This is a genomic window from Nitrosomonas sp. (genome assembly GCF_021731985.1).
In the GTDB taxonomy this organism is placed as follows: Bacteria; Pseudomonadota; Gammaproteobacteria; order Burkholderiales; family Nitrosomonadaceae; genus Nitrosomonas.
The window spans coordinates 1-18,079 of the sequence record NZ_JAKFWH010000001.1 but is presented as its reverse complement, the minus strand read 5'-3'; the positions used below and the strand labels follow the sequence as shown (position 1 = coordinate 18,079).

General features: G+C 45.2%; 15 protein-coding genes and 1 pseudogene. 2 read left to right on the top strand and 14 right to left on the bottom strand.

What is annotated here, in order from left to right; all coding sequences use genetic code 11:
- The 8 genes and pseudogenes from QZ942_RS00080 to QZ942_RS00045 form a co-directional block, all read right to left on the bottom strand.
- Nucleotides 1–289 (bottom strand): annotated as a pseudogene (locus tag QZ942_RS00080) (2-isopropylmalate synthase); the annotation flags it as partial.
- 228 nt (nt 290–517) lie between these two features.
- A complete protein-coding gene (gene pssA / locus QZ942_RS00075; protein WP_292992420.1) occupies nt 518–1,291 on the bottom strand; it encodes a CDP-diacylglycerol--serine O-phosphatidyltransferase in 774 nt (257 codons plus the stop codon).
- 145 nt (nt 1,292–1,436) lie between these two features.
- Complete coding sequence (locus tag QZ942_RS00070; protein ID WP_292992418.1) at nt 1,437–2,102, bottom strand: phosphatidylserine decarboxylase; 666 nt, start codon at nt 2,100–2,102, stop codon at nt 1,437–1,439.
- Between the two features lie 70 nt (nt 2,103–2,172).
- Nucleotides 2,173–3,189: a ketol-acid reductoisomerase gene (gene ilvC, locus QZ942_RS00065; RefSeq protein WP_292992416.1), complete on the bottom strand. Its 1,017-nt coding sequence runs from the start codon at nt 3,187–3,189 to the stop codon at nt 2,173–2,175.
- A gap of 121 nt (nt 3,190–3,310) precedes the next feature.
- Nucleotides 3,311–3,802: an acetolactate synthase small subunit gene (gene ilvN / locus QZ942_RS00060; RefSeq protein WP_292926346.1), complete on the bottom strand. Its 492-nt coding sequence runs from the start codon at nt 3,800–3,802 to the stop codon at nt 3,311–3,313.
- Nucleotides 3,803–3,809: 7 nt separating this feature from the next.
- Nucleotides 3,810–5,513, bottom strand: coding sequence for an acetolactate synthase 3 catalytic subunit (locus QZ942_RS00055; protein WP_292992415.1), 1,704 nt, complete (start codon nt 5,511–5,513; stop codon nt 3,810–3,812).
- 73 nt (nt 5,514–5,586) lie between these two features.
- Nucleotides 5,587–7,059, bottom strand: coding sequence for a metalloprotease TldD (gene tldD, locus QZ942_RS00050; RefSeq protein ID WP_292992424.1), 1,473 nt, complete (start codon nt 7,057–7,059; stop codon nt 5,587–5,589).
- Nucleotides 7,060–7,283: 224 nt separating this feature from the next.
- A complete protein-coding gene (locus tag QZ942_RS00045) occupies nt 7,284–8,114 on the bottom strand; it encodes a carbon-nitrogen hydrolase family protein (protein WP_292992422.1) in 831 nt (276 codons plus the stop codon).
- 271 nt (nt 8,115–8,385) lie between these two features.
- Here QZ942_RS00045 and glnE point away from each other — a divergent pair, with 271 nt between their 5' ends.
- Together glnE and QZ942_RS00035 are read left to right on the top strand one after the other, a co-directional pair.
- Nucleotides 8,386–11,175 (top strand): bifunctional [glutamate--ammonia ligase]-adenylyl-L-tyrosine phosphorylase/[glutamate--ammonia-ligase] adenylyltransferase, encoded by a 2,790-nt coding sequence (glnE, locus tag QZ942_RS00040; RefSeq protein WP_292992413.1) that lies wholly within the window; start codon nt 8,386–8,388, stop codon nt 11,173–11,175.
- A gap of 210 nt (nt 11,176–11,385) precedes the next feature.
- Nucleotides 11,386–11,802 (top strand): prepilin-type N-terminal cleavage/methylation domain-containing protein, encoded by a 417-nt coding sequence (locus QZ942_RS00035; protein ID WP_292992411.1) that lies wholly within the window; start codon nt 11,386–11,388, stop codon nt 11,800–11,802.
- A 427-nt stretch (nt 11,803–12,229) separates the two neighbouring features.
- On the opposite strand, the gene QZ942_RS00030 is transcribed toward QZ942_RS00035, so the two are convergent.
- Genes QZ942_RS00030 through QZ942_RS00005 form a run of 6 tightly spaced genes read right to left on the bottom strand, consistent with a single transcriptional unit; the run spans nt 12,230 to nt 18,071 of the window.
- Nucleotides 12,230–14,614 carry an ATPase, T2SS/T4P/T4SS family gene (locus QZ942_RS00030; protein ID WP_292992409.1) on the bottom strand — a complete coding sequence of 795 codons (2,385 nt, stop codon included), beginning with the start codon at nt 14,612–14,614 and terminating at the stop codon, nt 12,230–12,232.
- A gap of 22 nt (nt 14,615–14,636) precedes the next feature.
- Nucleotides 14,637–15,401, bottom strand: a complete 765-nt coding sequence (locus tag QZ942_RS00025; protein ID WP_292992408.1) for a 3',5'-cyclic-nucleotide phosphodiesterase — start codon at nt 15,399–15,401, stop codon at nt 14,637–14,639.
- Between the two features lie 21 nt (nt 15,402–15,422).
- Nucleotides 15,423–15,848, bottom strand: coding sequence for a universal stress protein (locus tag QZ942_RS00020; protein ID WP_292992405.1), 426 nt, complete (start codon nt 15,846–15,848; stop codon nt 15,423–15,425).
- Between the two features lie 29 nt (nt 15,849–15,877).
- Nucleotides 15,878–16,600, bottom strand: coding sequence for a TerC family protein (locus QZ942_RS00015; protein WP_292992404.1), 723 nt, complete (start codon nt 16,598–16,600; stop codon nt 15,878–15,880).
- Nucleotides 16,601–16,651: 51 nt separating this feature from the next.
- Nucleotides 16,652–17,821, bottom strand: coding sequence for a patatin-like phospholipase family protein (locus QZ942_RS00010; RefSeq protein ID WP_292992403.1), 1,170 nt, complete (start codon nt 17,819–17,821; stop codon nt 16,652–16,654).
- Nucleotides 17,814–18,071, bottom strand: a complete 258-nt coding sequence (locus QZ942_RS00005) for a hypothetical protein (protein ID WP_292926336.1) — start codon at nt 18,069–18,071, stop codon at nt 17,814–17,816. The genes QZ942_RS00010 and QZ942_RS00005 overlap by 8 nt, the downstream gene beginning before the upstream one ends.
- Nucleotides 18,072–18,079 lie beyond the last annotated feature (8 nt).

Here is an 18,079-nt window from a genome sequence, read left to right as displayed (position 1 = left end):
GGATACGCGCCGATTGTGCACCTTTTAACGCTTCACCTGCACGCTGAATATCGGCCTCTATCGCACGTGCCAATCCACATACCACACTTGCTTTCACCGAGTCAGCCACCGCTTTAACAGCTTCAAAATCTCCGTTAGATGCTGCTGGAAATCCGGCTTCAATAACATCCACACCCATACGTTCCAGCTGCCAGGCGATGCGCACCTTTTCTTCTTTAGTCATGGACGCACCAGGACTTTGTTCACCATCACGCAACGTCGTATCAAAAATAATCAAATGCTCTTGCATTATGCTCTCCACTTCAGGAAGAAAACTTAAAGTAAGATAAAACTCGTTTTTCGAATTTTATAGGGAAGAAAGAAGAATAGGGGTAAAAAATTTTAGCGCGCAAGGCGCAATAACGGTCCCGATAGAGCCATCAGACCTGAAAGAAAATACAGCGAGTAGTTATAATTTTTTGCAAACATAATGGCGGTGAATATAAATAGTTTTTTCTTTCTGTGCAATAGATAAACGTCAGGAACTTGGTGTTTCATTATTCTTTTTACTTCTACTAAATCGCCATAACTTAACAAAATAACCCGAAAATGCATACGCCGCAAACAGAAAAAATAATACAAGCGGCGGGTGACTGGGAATTAAAACAAAAAAGAACAGTACTAATAACAAGACCGTAAAGAATGGAACCCGGCGACGTAAATTAATTTCTTTACCACTATAATAAGGAATATTACTGACCATGGTTAAAGCAGCAAATAAGGTAACGATGCTAGCAAGCCATTTTACATCACTCCCTTGCACTTGAAAATTAAGCATTACCCAAACAAGTCCTGCGATTAATGCGGCTGCGGCAGGACTGGGCAGGCCTTGAAAAAAACGCTTATCAACCACTTCTATATTGGTATTGAATCGCGCAAGCCGCAAAGCCGCACATGCACAGTAAATAAATGCGATAATCCAGCCCCATTGATCCATATCTTTCAAAGCCCACTCATACACAATCAGTGCAGGTGCGACACCAAAAGAAACCATATCCGACATACTATCGTATTCGGCCCCAAACTCGCTTTGCGTACCTGTCAGCCGTGCCACTCGACCATCCAATCCATCCAACACCATGGCTATAAAAACGGCTACTGCTGAAGATTCGAAATTTCCATTCATCGCCTGCACAATGGCATAAAAACCCGCAAACAAAGCGGCTGTGGTAAATAAGTTAGGCAATAAGTAAATACCACGACGCCGCAATCGAGACTTGAGCACAAGACGTTCTGGTAGAGAATCAGGCATTATTGGTTTATTGTAAAAAGAATGCTAACAGTAAAAATATTCTAGTTGATAATTAATCTCAAGCATCTCGTAAAAAGAATTTTCAGTGCAATGCCGTTCGTTGGTACCAAAACTCCAATATGGAGAACGGCGAAATATATCTTCTTCAACTAACTGCTTTTGCTTCGTCACGAAATTCCGCCAATATCGTCAGTGTTGCCGACACTTTATCACCAATATTGACATTAATTTTAGTATTCAGCGGCAAATAAACATCCACTCTCGAACCAAACCGGATAAAACCAAAGCGTTGACCACGCGTCAGATGATCGCCCGGAGAAACATGACAAAGAATACGTTTCGCGATTAATCCAGCCACTTGAACACAGGTTACATCAGCGCCATTCACGGCTTTAATCCAGAGTGCATTCCGTTCATTTTCCAGCGAAGCTTTCGGCAAATCCGCATTGATGAATTTCCCTGGAAAATACCATTTATCCCGCACCTCGCCATCGACTGGGCTGCGATTGGAATGTACATTGAAAACATTCATAAAAACGCTAATCTTAACGGCCTCGCGCTCCAGATAAGGGTCCTGAGTCTTTTCCACGGCAACAATTCTGCCGTCAGCCGGTGCTAAAATGGCATTTGGATCCAGTGGGATTTCTCGGGGTGGATCACGGAAAAACTGTAAAACGAATAAAGCAATCACCCAAAATGGAATTGCCCAAAGCCAGCCAAATAAAAACGTTGCGCCCAATGCGGCAGAAAACGCAATGACAATATGAAGCCAACCTTCGCGAGCAATGATAGGATGAGGATAGTGAGCCATAAATAAATTACAACAAGAGTTTGAATGGTGAAGAAACCAAAGTTCAAATCATAGAAGAAACAACAATTCTCTAGTTTTTCACTTGGTCCACGAGTTTGTTTTTCTTGATCCACGGCATCATATCGCGCAACTTTGCACCCACTTGTTCAATTTGATGTTCGGATGCTATACGGCGGCTTGATTTAAGTACAGGCGCCCCGGATTGATTTTCCAAAATAAATTCCCGGGCGTATTCACCCGTCTGAATCTGGCGTAATATTTTGCGCATTTCTGCACGTGTTTCATCGGTAATAATGCGCGGCCCACGTGACACATCGCCATATTCCGCATTATTGGAAATGGAATAGCGCATATTTGCGATACCGCCTTCATAAATCAAATCTACAATAAGTTTTACCTCATGCAAGCACTCAAAATAAGCCATTTCCGGTGCATAGCCAGCCTCTACTAGAGTTTCAAAGCCGGCTTGTATCAGCGCAGTCAAACCGCCACATAATACAACCTGCTCGCCAAACAAGTCTGTTTCAGTCTCTTCACGGAAACTGGTCTCGATCACCCCGCCTCGCGTACCGCCATTCGCAGCTGCATAAGATAGCGCCAAATCGCGTGCTTTACCTGATTTATCCTGATGCACTGCAATCAGTGAAGGTACGCCACCGCCCTGCAGATACGTGGAGCGAACCAAATGACCAGGGCCCTTAGGTGCAATCATGATCACATCAAGATCTTCACGCGGGCTTACCTGCCCATAGTGAACACTGAAACCATGAGCAAATGCTACAGTAGCATTTCTTTTCAGCCCTGGTTCGATCTCCGCTTTATAGACTGATCCAATCTGTTCGTCGGGCAATAAAACCATGACAACATCTGCATCCTTAACCGCTTCAGCTACTTCCTTGACCGTTAATCCAGCGTTTTCCGCTTTATTCCAGGATGCTCCGCCCTTACGCAGACCAACCGTAACTTTTACTCCCGATTCACTCAAATTATTAGCATGTGCATGCCCCTGTGAGCCATAACCCAAGATAGTTACTTTTTTTCCTTTAATAAGAGACAGATCTGCATCTTTATCGTAATAAACTTTCATTATTTTCCTTTTAAACAAAATTAGGATAGAAACGGGCGAACAATAGCGAGAATGCTTTATTCAAAGTATAAATTGCTCTGGATTGCTCACTTTAAGATTCGGATTAATCAGCAAATAGGGATTATACCTTTAAAATCCATTCCCCGCGCCCTATACCGGAAGCACCTGTACGCACTGTTTCCAGAACGGCGCTCCGTTCTACTGCTTCGAGAAACGCATCCAGTTTCGAGCTGGTGCCCGTTAACTCGATGGTATAGGATTTGTCTGTGACATCAATAATACAACCACGAAAAATTTCAACCAGCCGTTTGATTTCTTCCCGATCTGAACCAATCGCACGTACTTTGACCAGCATTAACTCGCGCTCTATATGATTACCTTCATTCAAGTCGATTATTTTTACAACTTCAATCAACTTATTCAATTGCTTGGTCACTTGTTCCACCACCTCATCAGAGCCAATAGTCACTACTGTCATTCGTGACAACGTTGGATCTTCAGTTGGTGCTACGGAAAGTGATTCAATATTGTAGCCACGAGCTGAAAACAGGCCTGCTACGCGAGACAAAGCACCTGCTTCATTTTCCATCAATAAAGAAATAATATGTCGCATTTATTTTCTACACCAGAATCATTTCAGAAAGCCCTTTACCACCCGGCACCATGGGAAAAACGTTCTCAGTTTGATCGGTAATAAAGTCCATGAATACCAGTTGATCCTTCATTTTAAATGCTTCCTTCAAGGCACCTTCCACATCTTCTGGCCGCTCAATTTTCATCCCGACATGTCCGTAGCTTTCAGCCAGCTTCACAAAATCCGGGAGTGCATTCATATAGGACTCCGCATAGCGATTACCGTGAAAAAACTCCTGCCATTGCCTTACCATACCCATGTACCGATTATTCAAGTTAATGATTTTTAGAGGAAGTTTATATTGCTTGCAGGTTGATAATTCCTGAATACACATCTGAATGCTCGCCTCACCCGTGATACAAGCCACTTTGCCTTTCGGGTTAGCCAGTTGGACACCCATTGCGGCAGGCATACCGAAACCCATCGTGCCCAATCCACCGGAATTAATCCAGCGTCGCGGTTTATCGAATTTATAAAATTGTGCAGCCCACATTTGATGTTGTCCGACATCCGAGGTGATAAATGCATCCCCTTTGGTGATATTGAACAATTTCTCAATTACCATTTGTGGTTTAATAATCTTACTTTCACGATCATATTTAAGGCAATCCCGCTCACGCCATAGTTCAATCTGCTTCCACCACTCTTTCAATGCAGCCTGATCGGGCTTTTCCTTTCCGGTTTTAAGCAGTTTAATGAGCTCTTTCAGCACATCCAGAACATCGCCCACAATCGGCACATCAACCTTAACGCGTTTGGAAATGGATGACGGATCTATATCAATATGAATGATTTTTCTATTTTCATTAGAGAAATGCTTGGGGTTACCAATCACACGATCATCAAAGCGTGCACCCACAGCTACCAGCACATCACAATATTGCATTGCCATGTTAGCTTCATACGTACCGTGCATACCCAGCATACCCAAGGATTGCTTATCCGTCGCAGGATATCCGCCCAATCCCATCAGCGTATTAGTGCAAGGAAAATTCAGCATTTGCACCAATTCGGTTAACTGTGGCGCAGCATCACTTAATATCACGCCACCGCCTGCATAGATCACTGGGCGTTTGGCGCTGAGGATCAATTCTGCAGCTCTCTTAATTTGCCGGGAATGTCCCTTAGTCACCGGATTATAGGACCGCATGGTTATCTTGTCCGGGTAAACAAATTTGGTTTTTTGTTGCGAAACATCTTTGGGTATATCCACCAGCACAGGACCGGGACGACCTGTCGAAGCAATATAGAAGGCTTTTTTAATAGTCTGTGCCAGCTCGGTTATATCCTTAACCAGAAAATTATGTTTGACACAAGGACGTGTAATACCCACCGTATCAACTTCCTGAAATGCATCCAAACCAATGGCACTAGTGGGCACTTGCCCGCTGATAATCACCATAGGGATTGAATCCATATAAGCTGTTGCAATACCTGTTACTGCATTGGTCACGCCTGGCCCCGAAGTAACCAGCGCCACACCCACATTATTGCTAGAGCGGGCATAACCATCTGCTGCATGTACTGCGGCCTGTTCATGACGCACCAATATATGCCGGACTTTATCCTGCTTGAATAATTCATCATAAATAAACAATACTGCCCCGCCAGGATAGCCGAAAATACAACGCACGCCCTCTTCCTGCAAACAACGTATTGTAATTTCAGCGCCGGTCAATTCCACACTCATGCTTTCTGCATCCCAATATCAATTTCAACAAGTTATAAAATATTCTAACAGTAAAAGCTCCATCATCGTACCGTCAAATTCCTGTACCACCTACAGTCAATCCATCGATGCGTAATGTCGGTTGCCCAACGCCAACCGGCACACTTTGTCCTTCTTTACCACATGTTCCTACACCCGGATCCAACAACATATCGTTTCCGATCATGGAAACCCGCGTCAATACATCGGGTCCGTTACCAATCAGCGTAGCGCCTTTAACCGGATAGGTGATTTTTCCATCTTCAATCATGTAAGCTTCAGCTGCCGAGAAAACAAATTTCCCGCTGGTAATGTCGACTTGTCCGCCGCCAAAATTTGCTGCGTACAAACCATGCTTCACTGAAGCGATAATTTCCGCAGGATCCTTATCACCATTCAGCATATACGTATTGGTCATGCGCGGCATCGGTATATGCGCGAAAGACTCACGCCGGCCATTCCCGGTCACGGGTAAATCCATCAAACGGGCATTCAGGCTGTCCTGCAAATAGCCTCTCAGTATGCCATCTTCTATCAATACAGTACATTGTGTCGGATTACCTTCGTCATCAACATTTAACGACCCGCGTCTCTGCGGAATTGTTCCATCGTCGACAACCGTAACGCCGGGAGCAGCAACGCGTTCACCCACGCGCCCCGAAAAAGCCGAGCTGCCTTTCCGGTTGAAATCCCCTTCCAATCCATGACCAATTGCTTCATGCAGCAATATCCCGGGCCAGCCACTCCCCAGAACAACCGTCATGGTGCCAGCCGGTGCAGGACGCGCATCCAGATTAACCACCGCCTGATGGACAGCTTTTTGCGCATAATCCTGCAAAATCTCATCGGTGAAATAAGCATAGCTGAAGCGCCCGCCACCACCGGCCACACCTTGCTCACGACGGCCATTTTCTTCAGCAATCACCTGCAACGACAATCGAACCAGCGGTCTGACATCAGCTGCAAGCAATCCATCGCTGCGTGTTACCAATACAACTTCATACTCACCAGCGAGTGAAGCGACCACCTGAGTAATCCGTCGATCAAGCTGCCGGGTATAGCGTTCTAACCTCTCCAATAATGCTACTTTATCTGCATCCTTAAGACTTGCTATCGGATCTTCCGGTAAATAAAGCTGCGTCTGCCGCCCCATTTGATTACGTTTCACCACTTGTACTGAGTGCGCTCCGCCTTGATTGGCAATTGCCCGTGTTGCTTGAGCAGCCGATACAAGCGCTGGCATACTGATGTCATCCGAATAAGCAAACCCGGTCTTTTCCCCACTGATAGCGCGAACACCAACGCCCTGCTCGATATTGAAACTGCCCGATTTAACAATGCCTTCTTCCAGCATCCAACCTTCTGAACGATTGTACTGAAAATAGAGATCAGCGTAATCAATATTATGCGTCAGTATTTGACCCAATACTTGTTGCAATCGAGCAGCATCGATATCATATGGCGACAACAAGCAACTGTCGGCAATTGCATAAAAATCTTTTGTTTCTGTCATACATTCAGTCGTCATCATATCTGATTTATTTTATTCACTGCCCATCCAAAAAACTGCACCCAACCCAACGGTCATTTCAGGAGTCATTCACTCAAAAAACACTCTCCGACACAGCACGATACTGCAACCGATAATTACACTCACCCAATTTAGTTATAAAAGCCGACGGAGCGTTCAATAAACCATGCATAGATTACACAGCAGCTTGGAGAATCTGTTAATTATAAATTTTTAGAAGCTTAACAGTACTGCAAGATTCGATGATCTAATGCGGGCAAGTTCGCCCGTAAACTGGTCTGATACTCTGGATCGATTGTCGCCACCACGGCTCCGGAACCACGCGGCAAACGCTCCATCACAACACCCCAGGGATCGACAATCATACTGTCCCCATTCGTCTCACGTCCGTTCACATGATAACCGCCTTGCCCGGGCGCTATCACATAAGCCATATTCTCAACCGCACGTGCACGGACCAACACTTCCCAATGCGCTTTTCCGGTAATCGCAGTAAATGCCGCAGGTGCCAAGATGATATCAACTTTATTCATCATGCGGAACAACTCCGGAAACCGCAGATCGTAACATATCGATAAACCAATGCGGCCAAATGGAGAATCTACAGTCACTACTTTATTCCCTGCTTTAATGGTTTTTTCCTCGGCATAATACTCATTGCCCAATTGCAAGCCAAACAAATGAATTTTGTCGTAGCGTGCAACCTGTTCTCCATTATCTGCATAAACTAAGCAACTATTATAAACCTTATCCGTCTCGGGAGACGCCAATGGCACCGATCCGCCCACCAACCATACCCCCAAACGTTTCGCCGTATCACTGAGAAATCTCTGTATTTGCCCGTCGCCAGGTTGCTCCCGGACAGCCAACTTATCCGTATCTTTCATCCCCATAATACAAAAATACTCCGGTAACACAATCAGTTTGGCTTTTCGAGAAGCTGCATCTTCTATCAAGCGCGCCGCTTCTTCCAAATTTGCAGACACACTCGGCCCCGAGGCCATTTGGATGGCAGCTACGTGGAAACCTTTACGTTTCTCGTTTTCAATCATTGGCTGCTGTTGTTTAGTGGTATTGTTTAACATTTTTCATTTGCTCTGATCTTCAGGATTTCAAGAATAAAATTGATTATTGACTGAAACCTTCATGAATTCTCGTTATTATCAAGCGCACTTCCTAATTATTCCATATAAAATCAAGGATTCGCGCTTTGCTAAACTGGATTCTAGCATTTACTCTGACAACGTTCTAATTTGATTTATGCTTTATCTGATATAAGCAAACATAGGCTTTGTTATTCTATAAAATTTATCGCTTAATATTATGCACACTATCAAGCACTCACCGGATGCAACGCTCACCGCCGCATTGCCTTTTAGTCGTTATGCACAACGCATAATAGACAGCGAACCCGCACGAAAAATTGTATTGCTATCAACGCTTCAAACTTCTTTCAAAAGAGAGGAAATGTTGGCGTTCCTGAATTCTCATTCCGCACTGATCACCAACGAAGAAATTTTACATCGCGCACTGCGCGATTTACGCAAGCAAGTTATGCTCCGATTGGCCATACGTGATATCAGCGGTCAAGCTGATTTATCCGAAGTAATGACCAGCATGACTGAGCTCGCCGAAGTCACCATCAATTTTGCGCTTAAGTACCATGAAAACTGGCTAACGCAAGCCGGTCGCTTTGGATTACCCATCGGAGAACAAAGCAATGCGCTTCAGCGTATGCTGGTCGTAGCCATGGGTAAGCTGGGCGGTGGTGAACTCAACGTATCATCCGATGTTGATTTGATCTTCGTTTACCCGGAAGATGGCGAAACCAATGGCGCCAAACCCATTTCAAACCATGAATTTTTTGCCCGCCTCGGCCGCAAACTGATTGCCAGTCTCAATGACTATACGGTAGATGGTTATGTATTCCGCGTTGACATGCGCTTGCGCCCGCATGGAGAAAACAGTCCTTTGGCGATCAGCTTTCCTATGCTGGAAGAATATTTCATCAAACAAGGACGGGAATGGGAACGGTATGCCTGGATCAAAGGCCGGGTAATTGCAGGTCACGCGGATACCGAAGCTGCATCAACCCTTACGGAGAAAATTGTCAGGCCGTTTGTATTTCGCAAGTATCTGGACTTCGGCGCTTACGAATCAATGCGTCGTTTACATGCGCAATTGCGCAAGGAAGTCGAGCGTCGTGAAATGCACGACAACATCAAACTGGGACCCGGGGGCATTCGTGAAATAGAATTTATTACGCAGGTTTTTCAATTGATCCGGGGGGGCCGCGATGTGGATTTGTGTATTCGACCCACATTAGGTGTGTTGCATCGCTTGCAGAATAAACAACAGCTTCCGCAACAAGCTGTCGCGGAACTCACGAATGCTTATCACTTTCTGCGTACACTGGAACATCGTCTCCAGTACCTGGATGATCAACAGACACAGACACTACCTCTGAATCCAACCGATGAGCATCTGATAGCAACCGCTATGGGATTCCCCAATTATGTCAGTTTTATGCAACAGTTGGACATCCACCGCAAGAATGTGACGCGTCATTTTGAGCTGATTTTTGCAACCCCGAGGAAATCATCCACTCATGACATGTTGGCCTATCTGTGGCAAGCTGAGACACAGGATATCTCGCAAACGGAAGCCGCCGCCACACAACTCAGCACCATGGGATTTACTGAGCCTGCAAAAATTTCGGAACGATTACGATTATTTTATCAAGGCACTTTCTATCATCAACTCGCCGAATCCAGTCAGCAACAAATCAACACACTGGTTCCGATGCTGATTGAAGTGGCGGCAGCGCATCCGCCAGTTGAAACCACACTGGAGCGCATGCTGCAATTACTGGAAAAGATTAGCCCGCACACATCCTATCTGGCGCTTTTACTGGAACATCCCCATACACTGCAGCGCGTAGCTGAACTTGTCAGCATCAGCCAATGGGCCAGCGACTATCTGGCACGACACCCTATTTTGCTGGATGAATTATTACGCCATGACGCACCGCATCCCGTCCCGGACTGGAATGCACTGCACAACGAACTCATTTATCAATTGAATCATGTCAACAATCCAAAAAATGATGTTGTCGAATGGCAGATGGATGTGCTGCGGCACTTCCAGCACGCCCAGGTATTCCGGTTATTGGTTACCGATCTGGAAGGCACATTGGTGCTCGAGACACTGAGCGATCACTTGACCGCATTGGCCGATCTGATTCTGGACACAGTGCTCGATCTGGCTTGGTCCGGTTTAAAAAAACGCCATCACGAAAAGCCTGTTTTTGCCATCATCGGTTATGGCAAGCTGGGAGGAAAAGAACTCGGATACGCGTCTGATCTCGACTTGATTTTTCTTTATGAAGACGATCACCCCGATGCCGCGGAGATCTATACCAAACTTGGACAAAGCATCAACGCCTGGCTCACCCGCCACACCTCAGCAGGCTTACTGTATGAGACAGATTTGCGCCTGCGTCCCAACGGCGCCACCGGCTTACTGGTCAGTTCGATGGAAGCTTTTGCGCAATACCAGCGGGAGCAGGCCTGGGTCTGGGAACATCAGGCCCTGACCCGGGCGCGCTTTGTAGCCGGTGATTTGCAGGTAGCAGAAGCTTTCGAAAACACGCGCAAAGAAATTCTGTGTAAACCGCGCAACTTAATCGAACTCAAGCAAGATATTTTAAAAATGCGCGAAAAGATGCTGGACGTTCATCCCAATCCAACCCCATTATTTGACATCAAACACGACCGCGGCGGCATTATCGATGTCGAATTCATTGTTCAGTACCTGGTGCTGGGATATTCCTGCCAATATCCTCAATTAACCGGCAATATCGGCAATATCGCACTGTTAAAACTGGCTGGCGAACTGGGACTGATCCCCATCGACACGGCCGAGCAAGTACGCTCCGCTTACCGGGAATTCCGGCGTATCCAGCACCGCCAGCGATTAAATGGCGATGCGGATATGACAGGCGGTGTGCCCATTGATGGGCAAGCGCAGAAATTTACCCGCGTAGAAGGCAGCCATTTAAAAGACGATCGCATGGCCGTACTGACGCTGTGGGAGAAAGTATTTGGGGATTGATACGAATTGTACCGGGTCACTGTACAATGAAAATGAAACTTAAAATACGGATTGGCACTCGAAGCGAGATTAAAAAACACAATTCGTTGGATAAATAAGCACATCGTTACTTTACAATTTTGTTGTAAAGAAAGATTCTGGCACGATTTATGCTTCCTATAAACCGCGCACACGCAGTGTGTCCCGACTCAACCTAAAGGAGAATAACAAATGCAACAAGCACAAAAAGGTTTTACACTTATCGAATTAATGATCGTTGTGGCCATCATTGGTATATTGGCTGCTATTGCAGTACCTGCATATCAGACATATGTTCAAAAAGCTCGTTTCTCTGAAGTAATCAGTGCCACCGGCCCTTTTAAACTAGGCGTTGAAGCTTGTTATCTTAATACGACCGCTCTAACTGCTTGCGGTTCAGGCACTAATGGAGTGCCTCCTGCAGTCACTGTCGCCACTCCAAATCTCGCTTCTATAGCTGTCGCTGCAAACGGCACTATCACTGCAACCGGAACAGCAGCCTCTGGAGGAGCAACTATAATCTATACTCCTACAATCGCAGCGGCGGGTACCGGTGCAATGCTAACTTGGGCAAAAACAGGCACCTGTGTAAATCTTGCTGTATGTTAAAGTGCTTATTTAGAATTCAACAGGGTTAGGCCCGATTGAACTCGTAAGTTGAAAGGCGCATTACCCAAAGGGCATTGCGCCTTTTCCACATCTGGCCCAGAACATTGAGCGTTTCTCAATATCCCACAAACCAAGCATTCCTTATCAGCAATCTCTGGTTATTCATCATCGCAAGCACAGCAAGAAATCGATATTGCTGATTAACAAAGATTACTCGTTCCTATTGGAATAACCAATGTGCATTATTCCAATGCTTTCTTAATTGGAAATGACACCTGATTGGAAAAGGATACGGGATACATCAGGAAGATCTCGACGAAGATTATCTATGCTTCACCTATGACTTATTACGTCAGAAAGTGACAATTTTTGTCACTTTAAACACACCACAACGAAATCTATTTTAGTAACATACCAAGGAAAACAATTACTTGATACAAACCACCCGCACCTGATGCATATCGGTAACTCCCTGCAACACCTTCTCGATCCCATCTTGCTTCAGCGTTCGCATCCCATCATCCAATGCCGTCACTAGCATTTCCGCGACGCGGGCATGTTCCTGGATATTCTTTTTCAATGCGTCACTTGCAATCATCAGTTCATGCAACCCTACCCGGCCCGAATAACCAGTACCGGCACAGTCATCACAACCGGCTGGTTTACACAAGATAATCTGCCCCGCGTCATCACCGTATTGTTTGACCCATTGATCATGAACTTCTTGGTAGGCGGCTTCCGGATTCGCTTTAAACCGGTCAATATGATTCAATTCATCACAATATTCTGTTAATAAAGATTTGATTTCATGTTCGCTGGCCACATATGATTCTTTACATTTACACAGACGCTTCGCCAGCCGTTGCGCTAAAACGCCCAGCAAAGCATCGGCAAAATTAAACGGATCCATCCCCATATCCAACAAGCGGGTCACAGATTCCGGCGCGCTATTGGTATGCAATGTCGCCAAAACCAGATGTCCCGTTAATGAAGCCTCAATCCCGATACTGGTGGTTTCCTTGTCGCGCATCTCACCGACCATAATGATATCCGGATCGGCACGCAGGAAAGACCGCATGATGACCGGAAAAGTCAAACCTGCCTTAACATTGATTTGTACCTGCCGCAATCCCTTTTGGGTAATTTCAACCGGATCTTCCGCTGTCCAGATTTTGGTTTCTGTGCGATTGAGGTACTTCAACACCGAATGCAACGTGGTCGTTTTACCCGAGCCGGTTGGGCCACACACAAAAAAAAGCCCATACGGTTTACTGATTATTTTTTTCAGCTCCTCCAAATTGTGCGCGGTAAACCCCATATTATCCAGCGGAATCGGTTCGCCGGTGGCCAAAATACGCATGACGACATCTTCCAACCCGCCCGCTGAAGGAATAGTCGCAACGCGTAATTCAATATCCAATGGCGCAAATTTCCTGAACTTAATCTTGCCATCCTGCGGCCTGCGCTTCTCGGAGATATCCATATCACACATGATCTTAATGCGTGTCACCAGCGGATTACGATAACTGGCCGGAACCTCGATATAAGACATTAATGAGCCATCCTTGCGAAAGCGGATTTTGGTTTTCTCTTTTCCTGTGTAAGGTTCGACATGAATATCCGATACCCCCATCTTATAGGCATCGATAATGATTTTATTGACGAGCTTGACCAACTCATTGTCTGAAGCTTCTGCGGATTCCTCAATTTCGTTGAACCCTTCTTCAACATTCTCATCCGCAAGATTAAACAGCATCTCATTAATATCGCCTGTATCACTTTCACTCTGTTGGCCACCATAGAACTGTTCAACCGTTGCATTAAATTCACGCTTGGTGGTAACCGCATAGATAATCTTATTCTTGGGGAAAATAGTGTTGGCGATGCGCTGCGACTTAACCCGCTCAGGATCCAATGTGAGAACCACCAGCCCTTCTTTAATTTCATCAATCGGCAACAAGGAATTACTTTCGACATAGTCCTTTTTTAAATTTTTAAGCAAATCCATCGGCCGAATCCGATCCTTTTTAAAAGGCTCGTACCGGACCGAAAAAAATGAAGAAAGCGCTTTGCCGATGATCGGCAAACCAATCTGGAATTCGTCGAGCAACACATCTTCCAGATCACACCCTTTTTTTCGCGCCGAACGCGTCGCTAACTCAAACTCGGCGGCAGAAATCACCGCATCGAAAATCAAATAATCGTATTTCGATTTAAGTAGCTGAACAGGCTTCTGGCGCTGTTTAAATATAATTGCAAGAGTCTTACAGATCTCAATCATACCTTCAACAGCAGTTGCTACCGGGAATGGCTGGTTACTCCTGTTATTAATGGCCTGGACCACACCCAACAGTTCCTGATTATCTGCATTCAGGATCGGCGCCACCACCATCTGTTTAGTTCGATACCCGGTACGCTTATCAACTTCATGCGAAAAGACAAGCATTGGATTGATTTGTTTTAACTCGCTCTTATTGTAAACATCCTCAATATTGATGACTTGCTTCTGCAAACCCGAAAAACCAACAATGCTGTTTTCTGCCACCGGCAATCTCAGGTCCTGGAAAGAATCAAATCCAGTTTTAACCCGGGAAGTAAAAAAAGACTTATCGTCGCTCAACGCATAGACAGTCAATCGATCCGCATTGAACAATGTACAGATATCCTTGCTAACTTCCAGCATGATTTCGTCGATATCATTGGCAGTGTTTATTTTGTTAATAACCATCTGCAAATTTTTAGCAAAATTCAATTCGTTACTGATATCAGTCGCATTCGTTTGTTTGCGTGGTGTCGTTACAGTTGTATTCATGGTATCGGTTCTCCAGAATTTCCTAGAATTCGAATAATTGATCGTTCTCAAGCCGGCGCGGACTATATCTTCCTATGCATTGCTGTATTTCGCGCATAATGGCATCTGCTTCACTGGGTTTCAGGTGTGTAATAAATATTTCCGCAGTCTGTTCAAGTTTTTCCAATTCTTCCGCCAATAAACTGGGGCACAGATGTTTAGACCTGATTGCAATATCCCTCTTCTTATTGCAGAAAGCTGATTCAATGATTAAATACTTGAGGTTCTCAATTTTATTAACGGCTGTCCAGAGCGCATCATTAGTCGTTGTATCGCCGGTAAATACAAGACTCCCACGACCGGAATCCAATTGATAACCAACAGCCGGAATCACATGATTCGCAGGCAACGGTGTGATTTTTCGTCCATTCAACTCAATTGTATGACCGAGTGATAAAGCTTCGTAACGCATGTAGGGCAAGTTATTATCTGGAATTTTGGTGAAATCCGGCCAAATCTGCCAATTAAACAAGTGCGCCTGCAATATATCCAATGTCGCTTGTATCGCATGGATGGTTAGGGGTTTGGTACGTATAGAACCAACAGTATCGACTAGAAAAGGAATAAAAGCCACATGATCCAAGTGGGCATGGGTGACAAAGATATGATCAATTTTGACCATCTCCGCAACACCCAGACTTCCCACACCCGTTCCTGCATCAATCAAAACATCATCATCCAGCAGCATAGCGGTGGTCTGTGCGCCGCCTCCAATCCCTCCGCTACACCCCAAGACTCTGAGTTTCAATAGATTTACCTCAGCAATTCATTATTTGATCAATAACACAGGAATATTTGATAATTGCATTACTTTGTTGGTTACTGACCCAAGCAACAAGCCGCTTAGGCCTCCCTTTCCACGCGGCCCCATGATGATTTGATCGTATTGTTTTTCAGTAGCGAAGCGAACGATCATTTCAGCGGGATCACCGACAATAATATGATACTGGTAAGAAATCCCAGCTTGATCAAGTAAATCGCGAGTATTTTGCAGGCTTTTTAAGGCTTCTTCCTGATGGTATTGCTTAATGTCCGCCTGATTAATAAACAATGAAACATTTCCATCCAGCGGATATTGCACATTCAACAAGTGAAACTCCGGTTTTTCCTTGTACCAATCCAGTAATTGAATAAAGTCAGCCACTGTTTTACTAGAATTCTCAGAACCATCTACGGGTAGCAGGATTTTTAACATGATCAGTCTCTCAATTTTTTATACGGAAGTTAATGTTTGGAAATCTTTTCATCGGCCAAATCTTCCAATGGTTTGGGTTTAGCTGGTTTCCGGGCAGCCAACACTTTCCCCGTCACAATTATCAATACAGCAGCAGCGGCCGGTGCGATCCACTGTAAATACTTCGCCTGCGTACTGACCCACTCCTTCGTGACTACATCAGTAACAACCATGTCACCAGCAATCCATCCCAACAGTCCAGCACCAATGGCAATCGTTACCGGATAACGATCCATGACCTTCATCACCAATTGACTGCCCCACACAATGATAGGCACACTAATCACCAAACCGAAAATCACCAGCCCAATATCGTCCTTAGCCGCCCCAGCGATAGCAATCACATTATCAAGACTCATCACAGCATCCGCCACAATAATCGTTTTGATAGCACCCACTAAGGTCGTACTGGCATCGATTTCGTGCGCCCCTTCCGGTTCCGGTTGCAGTAATTTGACACCGATCCATATCAATAAAGCCGCGCCGACAATCTTTAAGTAAGGGATAGCCAGCAGACTCAACGCAAAAAAGATCAGCACCACACGTAAAATAATGGCACCAAAAACACCCCAGAAAATGCCAAGCTTGCGTTGTTTCTCAGGCAGGCGCCGACAGGCAAGCGCAATCACGACGGCATTATCGCCACCCAACACAATATCAATCGCAATGATCTGCATGACTGCAATCCAGAATTGCGGACTATCAAAATCCATTTATTTTCCCTAAGAGAATTTCAATCCAATAAAAAGTGACCACGGCATTTTCTATACCTTGTCTTGCACGCCTATGAACTTCAAAAGCTCATCTTTCTGTTGCAAGGTATCTCTATACCCCAATTCAATCAACTCTCGGCAAAAAGGGGCTTCAAACAACACGTAACTTAATAAAGTTGAGCCATTGGGGCCCATTGCACCAATCGCACGATACAGATAACGCATGATCCACGGTAAGGTATGCGTATATTTTTGCGCGATTTCGTTAATGCCTTCGCTGGGCGATATCATCATCGCTTCAACAGGACGCAACGATATATTTTTTGCTTTAAATACTTCAGGAGGAATCAGTTTGAGTGTTTCATTAATTCGCAACAAACGTTCCAGATCTACATCCAAGCTATCAACAAATATACTATTTAGCGCATGCCCTGCAATCTGCGCAAAGGGGGGGTAACTCGAAGCGCTCACGCGTTCAGGTTCGTCAGTAACAGCTTTGCGTACACCAATAATCAGCACCTTATCTGCCCCCAAATGCAGTGCCGGGCTGATGGGCGCCATCTGACGCATTGAGCCATCACCGAAGTATTCGCGGTTCAGTTTCACGGAGGGAAAAATAAACGGTATTGACGAAGAAGCCATCAAATGCTCGACACCAATGTCAACAGGAACACCTAATCTTTGCGCCCTTTTCCACGGCGTCACTTCCCTGGCTGCCTGATAAAAGGTAACCGATTGCCCCGACGTATAGCCCCATGCGGTTAGTCCCAGCGCATGCAACGCTCCAGAACGGATAGAATATTGAATAGAGCGAAACGGAAAGCGATTTTTTAATAAAGCTTCTAAGGGTGCGTTGTCCAGGAGGGAAATCGCATTATGTTGACTATATTCATTCGATACTAAAGAAAGCAGACAGCGTAAAGTGTTATGCATGACGCCCATAAAATCTGAGCGATAAATCTGATTGACATGAAAATTCGACCAAACAGCTTCAAGTTGCTCCACGCCCTCAGCAAAATTGCTCGCTGAAACTGCAATGCTGGTTGCATTAATGGCGCCCGCGGAAGTTCCACAAATGACAGGAAAAGGATTGCGTGTCTTATCGGGCAATAGCTCAGCAATGGCACGCAATACGCCCACTTGATATGCAGCACGTGCCCCACCCCCGGTTAGAACAAGTCCAACCTTAGGCGTGACTAAATCTGTTTTCTGTTCATGCACGAACTGCAAACTCTGATTTCACCTTCTCCAGCGCATCCCGCAAGGTCTCTTCAGGTAGCTTATTTAAAGAATTTGATAAAACCTTAGCTGCTTGACAGGCCGAATCCGGCAATAAGGTACTATCCAGATTAGCCACAAATATGGCTGCAGCTCCTGTGGTATCCAACAGGCATTGACGTTCATTCATTAATATCTCCATCTCTCCACGTAACATGAAAACTTCTTGTTCTCTCAGTATAGTATTAGGCATATGATTAA

Bases quoted from the DNA above. Each gene is read 5' to 3' on its own strand.
- pssA (WP_292992420.1), bottom strand. From the start codon at position 1,291: ATGCCTGATTCTCTACCAGAACGTCTTGTGCTCAAGTCTCGATTGCGG.
- QZ942_RS00070 (WP_292992418.1), bottom strand. From the start codon at position 2,102: ATGGCTCACTATCCTCATCCTATCATTGCTCGCGAAGGTTGGCTTCAT.
- ilvC (WP_292992416.1), bottom strand. From the start codon at position 3,189: ATGAAAGTTTATTACGATAAAGATGCAGATCTGTCTCTTATTAAAGGA.
- ilvN (WP_292926346.1), bottom strand. From the start codon at position 3,802: ATGCGACATATTATTTCTTTATTGATGGAAAATGAAGCAGGTGCTTTG.
- QZ942_RS00055 (WP_292992415.1), bottom strand. From the start codon at position 5,513: ATGAGTGTGGAATTGACCGGCGCTGAAATTACAATACGTTGTTTGCAG.
- tldD (WP_292992424.1), bottom strand. From the start codon at position 7,059: ATGACGACTGAATGTATGACAGAAACAAAAGATTTTTATGCAATTGCC.
- QZ942_RS00045 (WP_292992422.1), bottom strand. From the start codon at position 8,114: ATGATTGAAAACGAGAAACGTAAAGGTTTCCACGTAGCTGCCATCCAA.
- glnE (WP_292992413.1), top strand. From the start codon at position 8,386: ATGCACACTATCAAGCACTCACCGGATGCAACGCTCACCGCCGCATTG.
- QZ942_RS00035 (WP_292992411.1), top strand. From the start codon at position 11,386: ATGCAACAAGCACAAAAAGGTTTTACACTTATCGAATTAATGATCGTT.
- QZ942_RS00030 (WP_292992409.1), bottom strand. From the start codon at position 14,614: ATGAATACAACTGTAACGACACCACGCAAACAAACGAATGCGACTGAT.
- QZ942_RS00020 (WP_292992405.1), bottom strand. From the start codon at position 15,848: ATGTTAAAAATCCTGCTACCCGTAGATGGTTCTGAGAATTCTAGTAAA.
- QZ942_RS00015 (WP_292992404.1), bottom strand. From the start codon at position 16,600: ATGGATTTTGATAGTCCGCAATTCTGGATTGCAGTCATGCAGATCATT.
- QZ942_RS00005 (WP_292926336.1), bottom strand. From the start codon at position 18,071: ATGCCTAATACTATACTGAGAGAACAAGAAGTTTTCATGTTACGTGGA.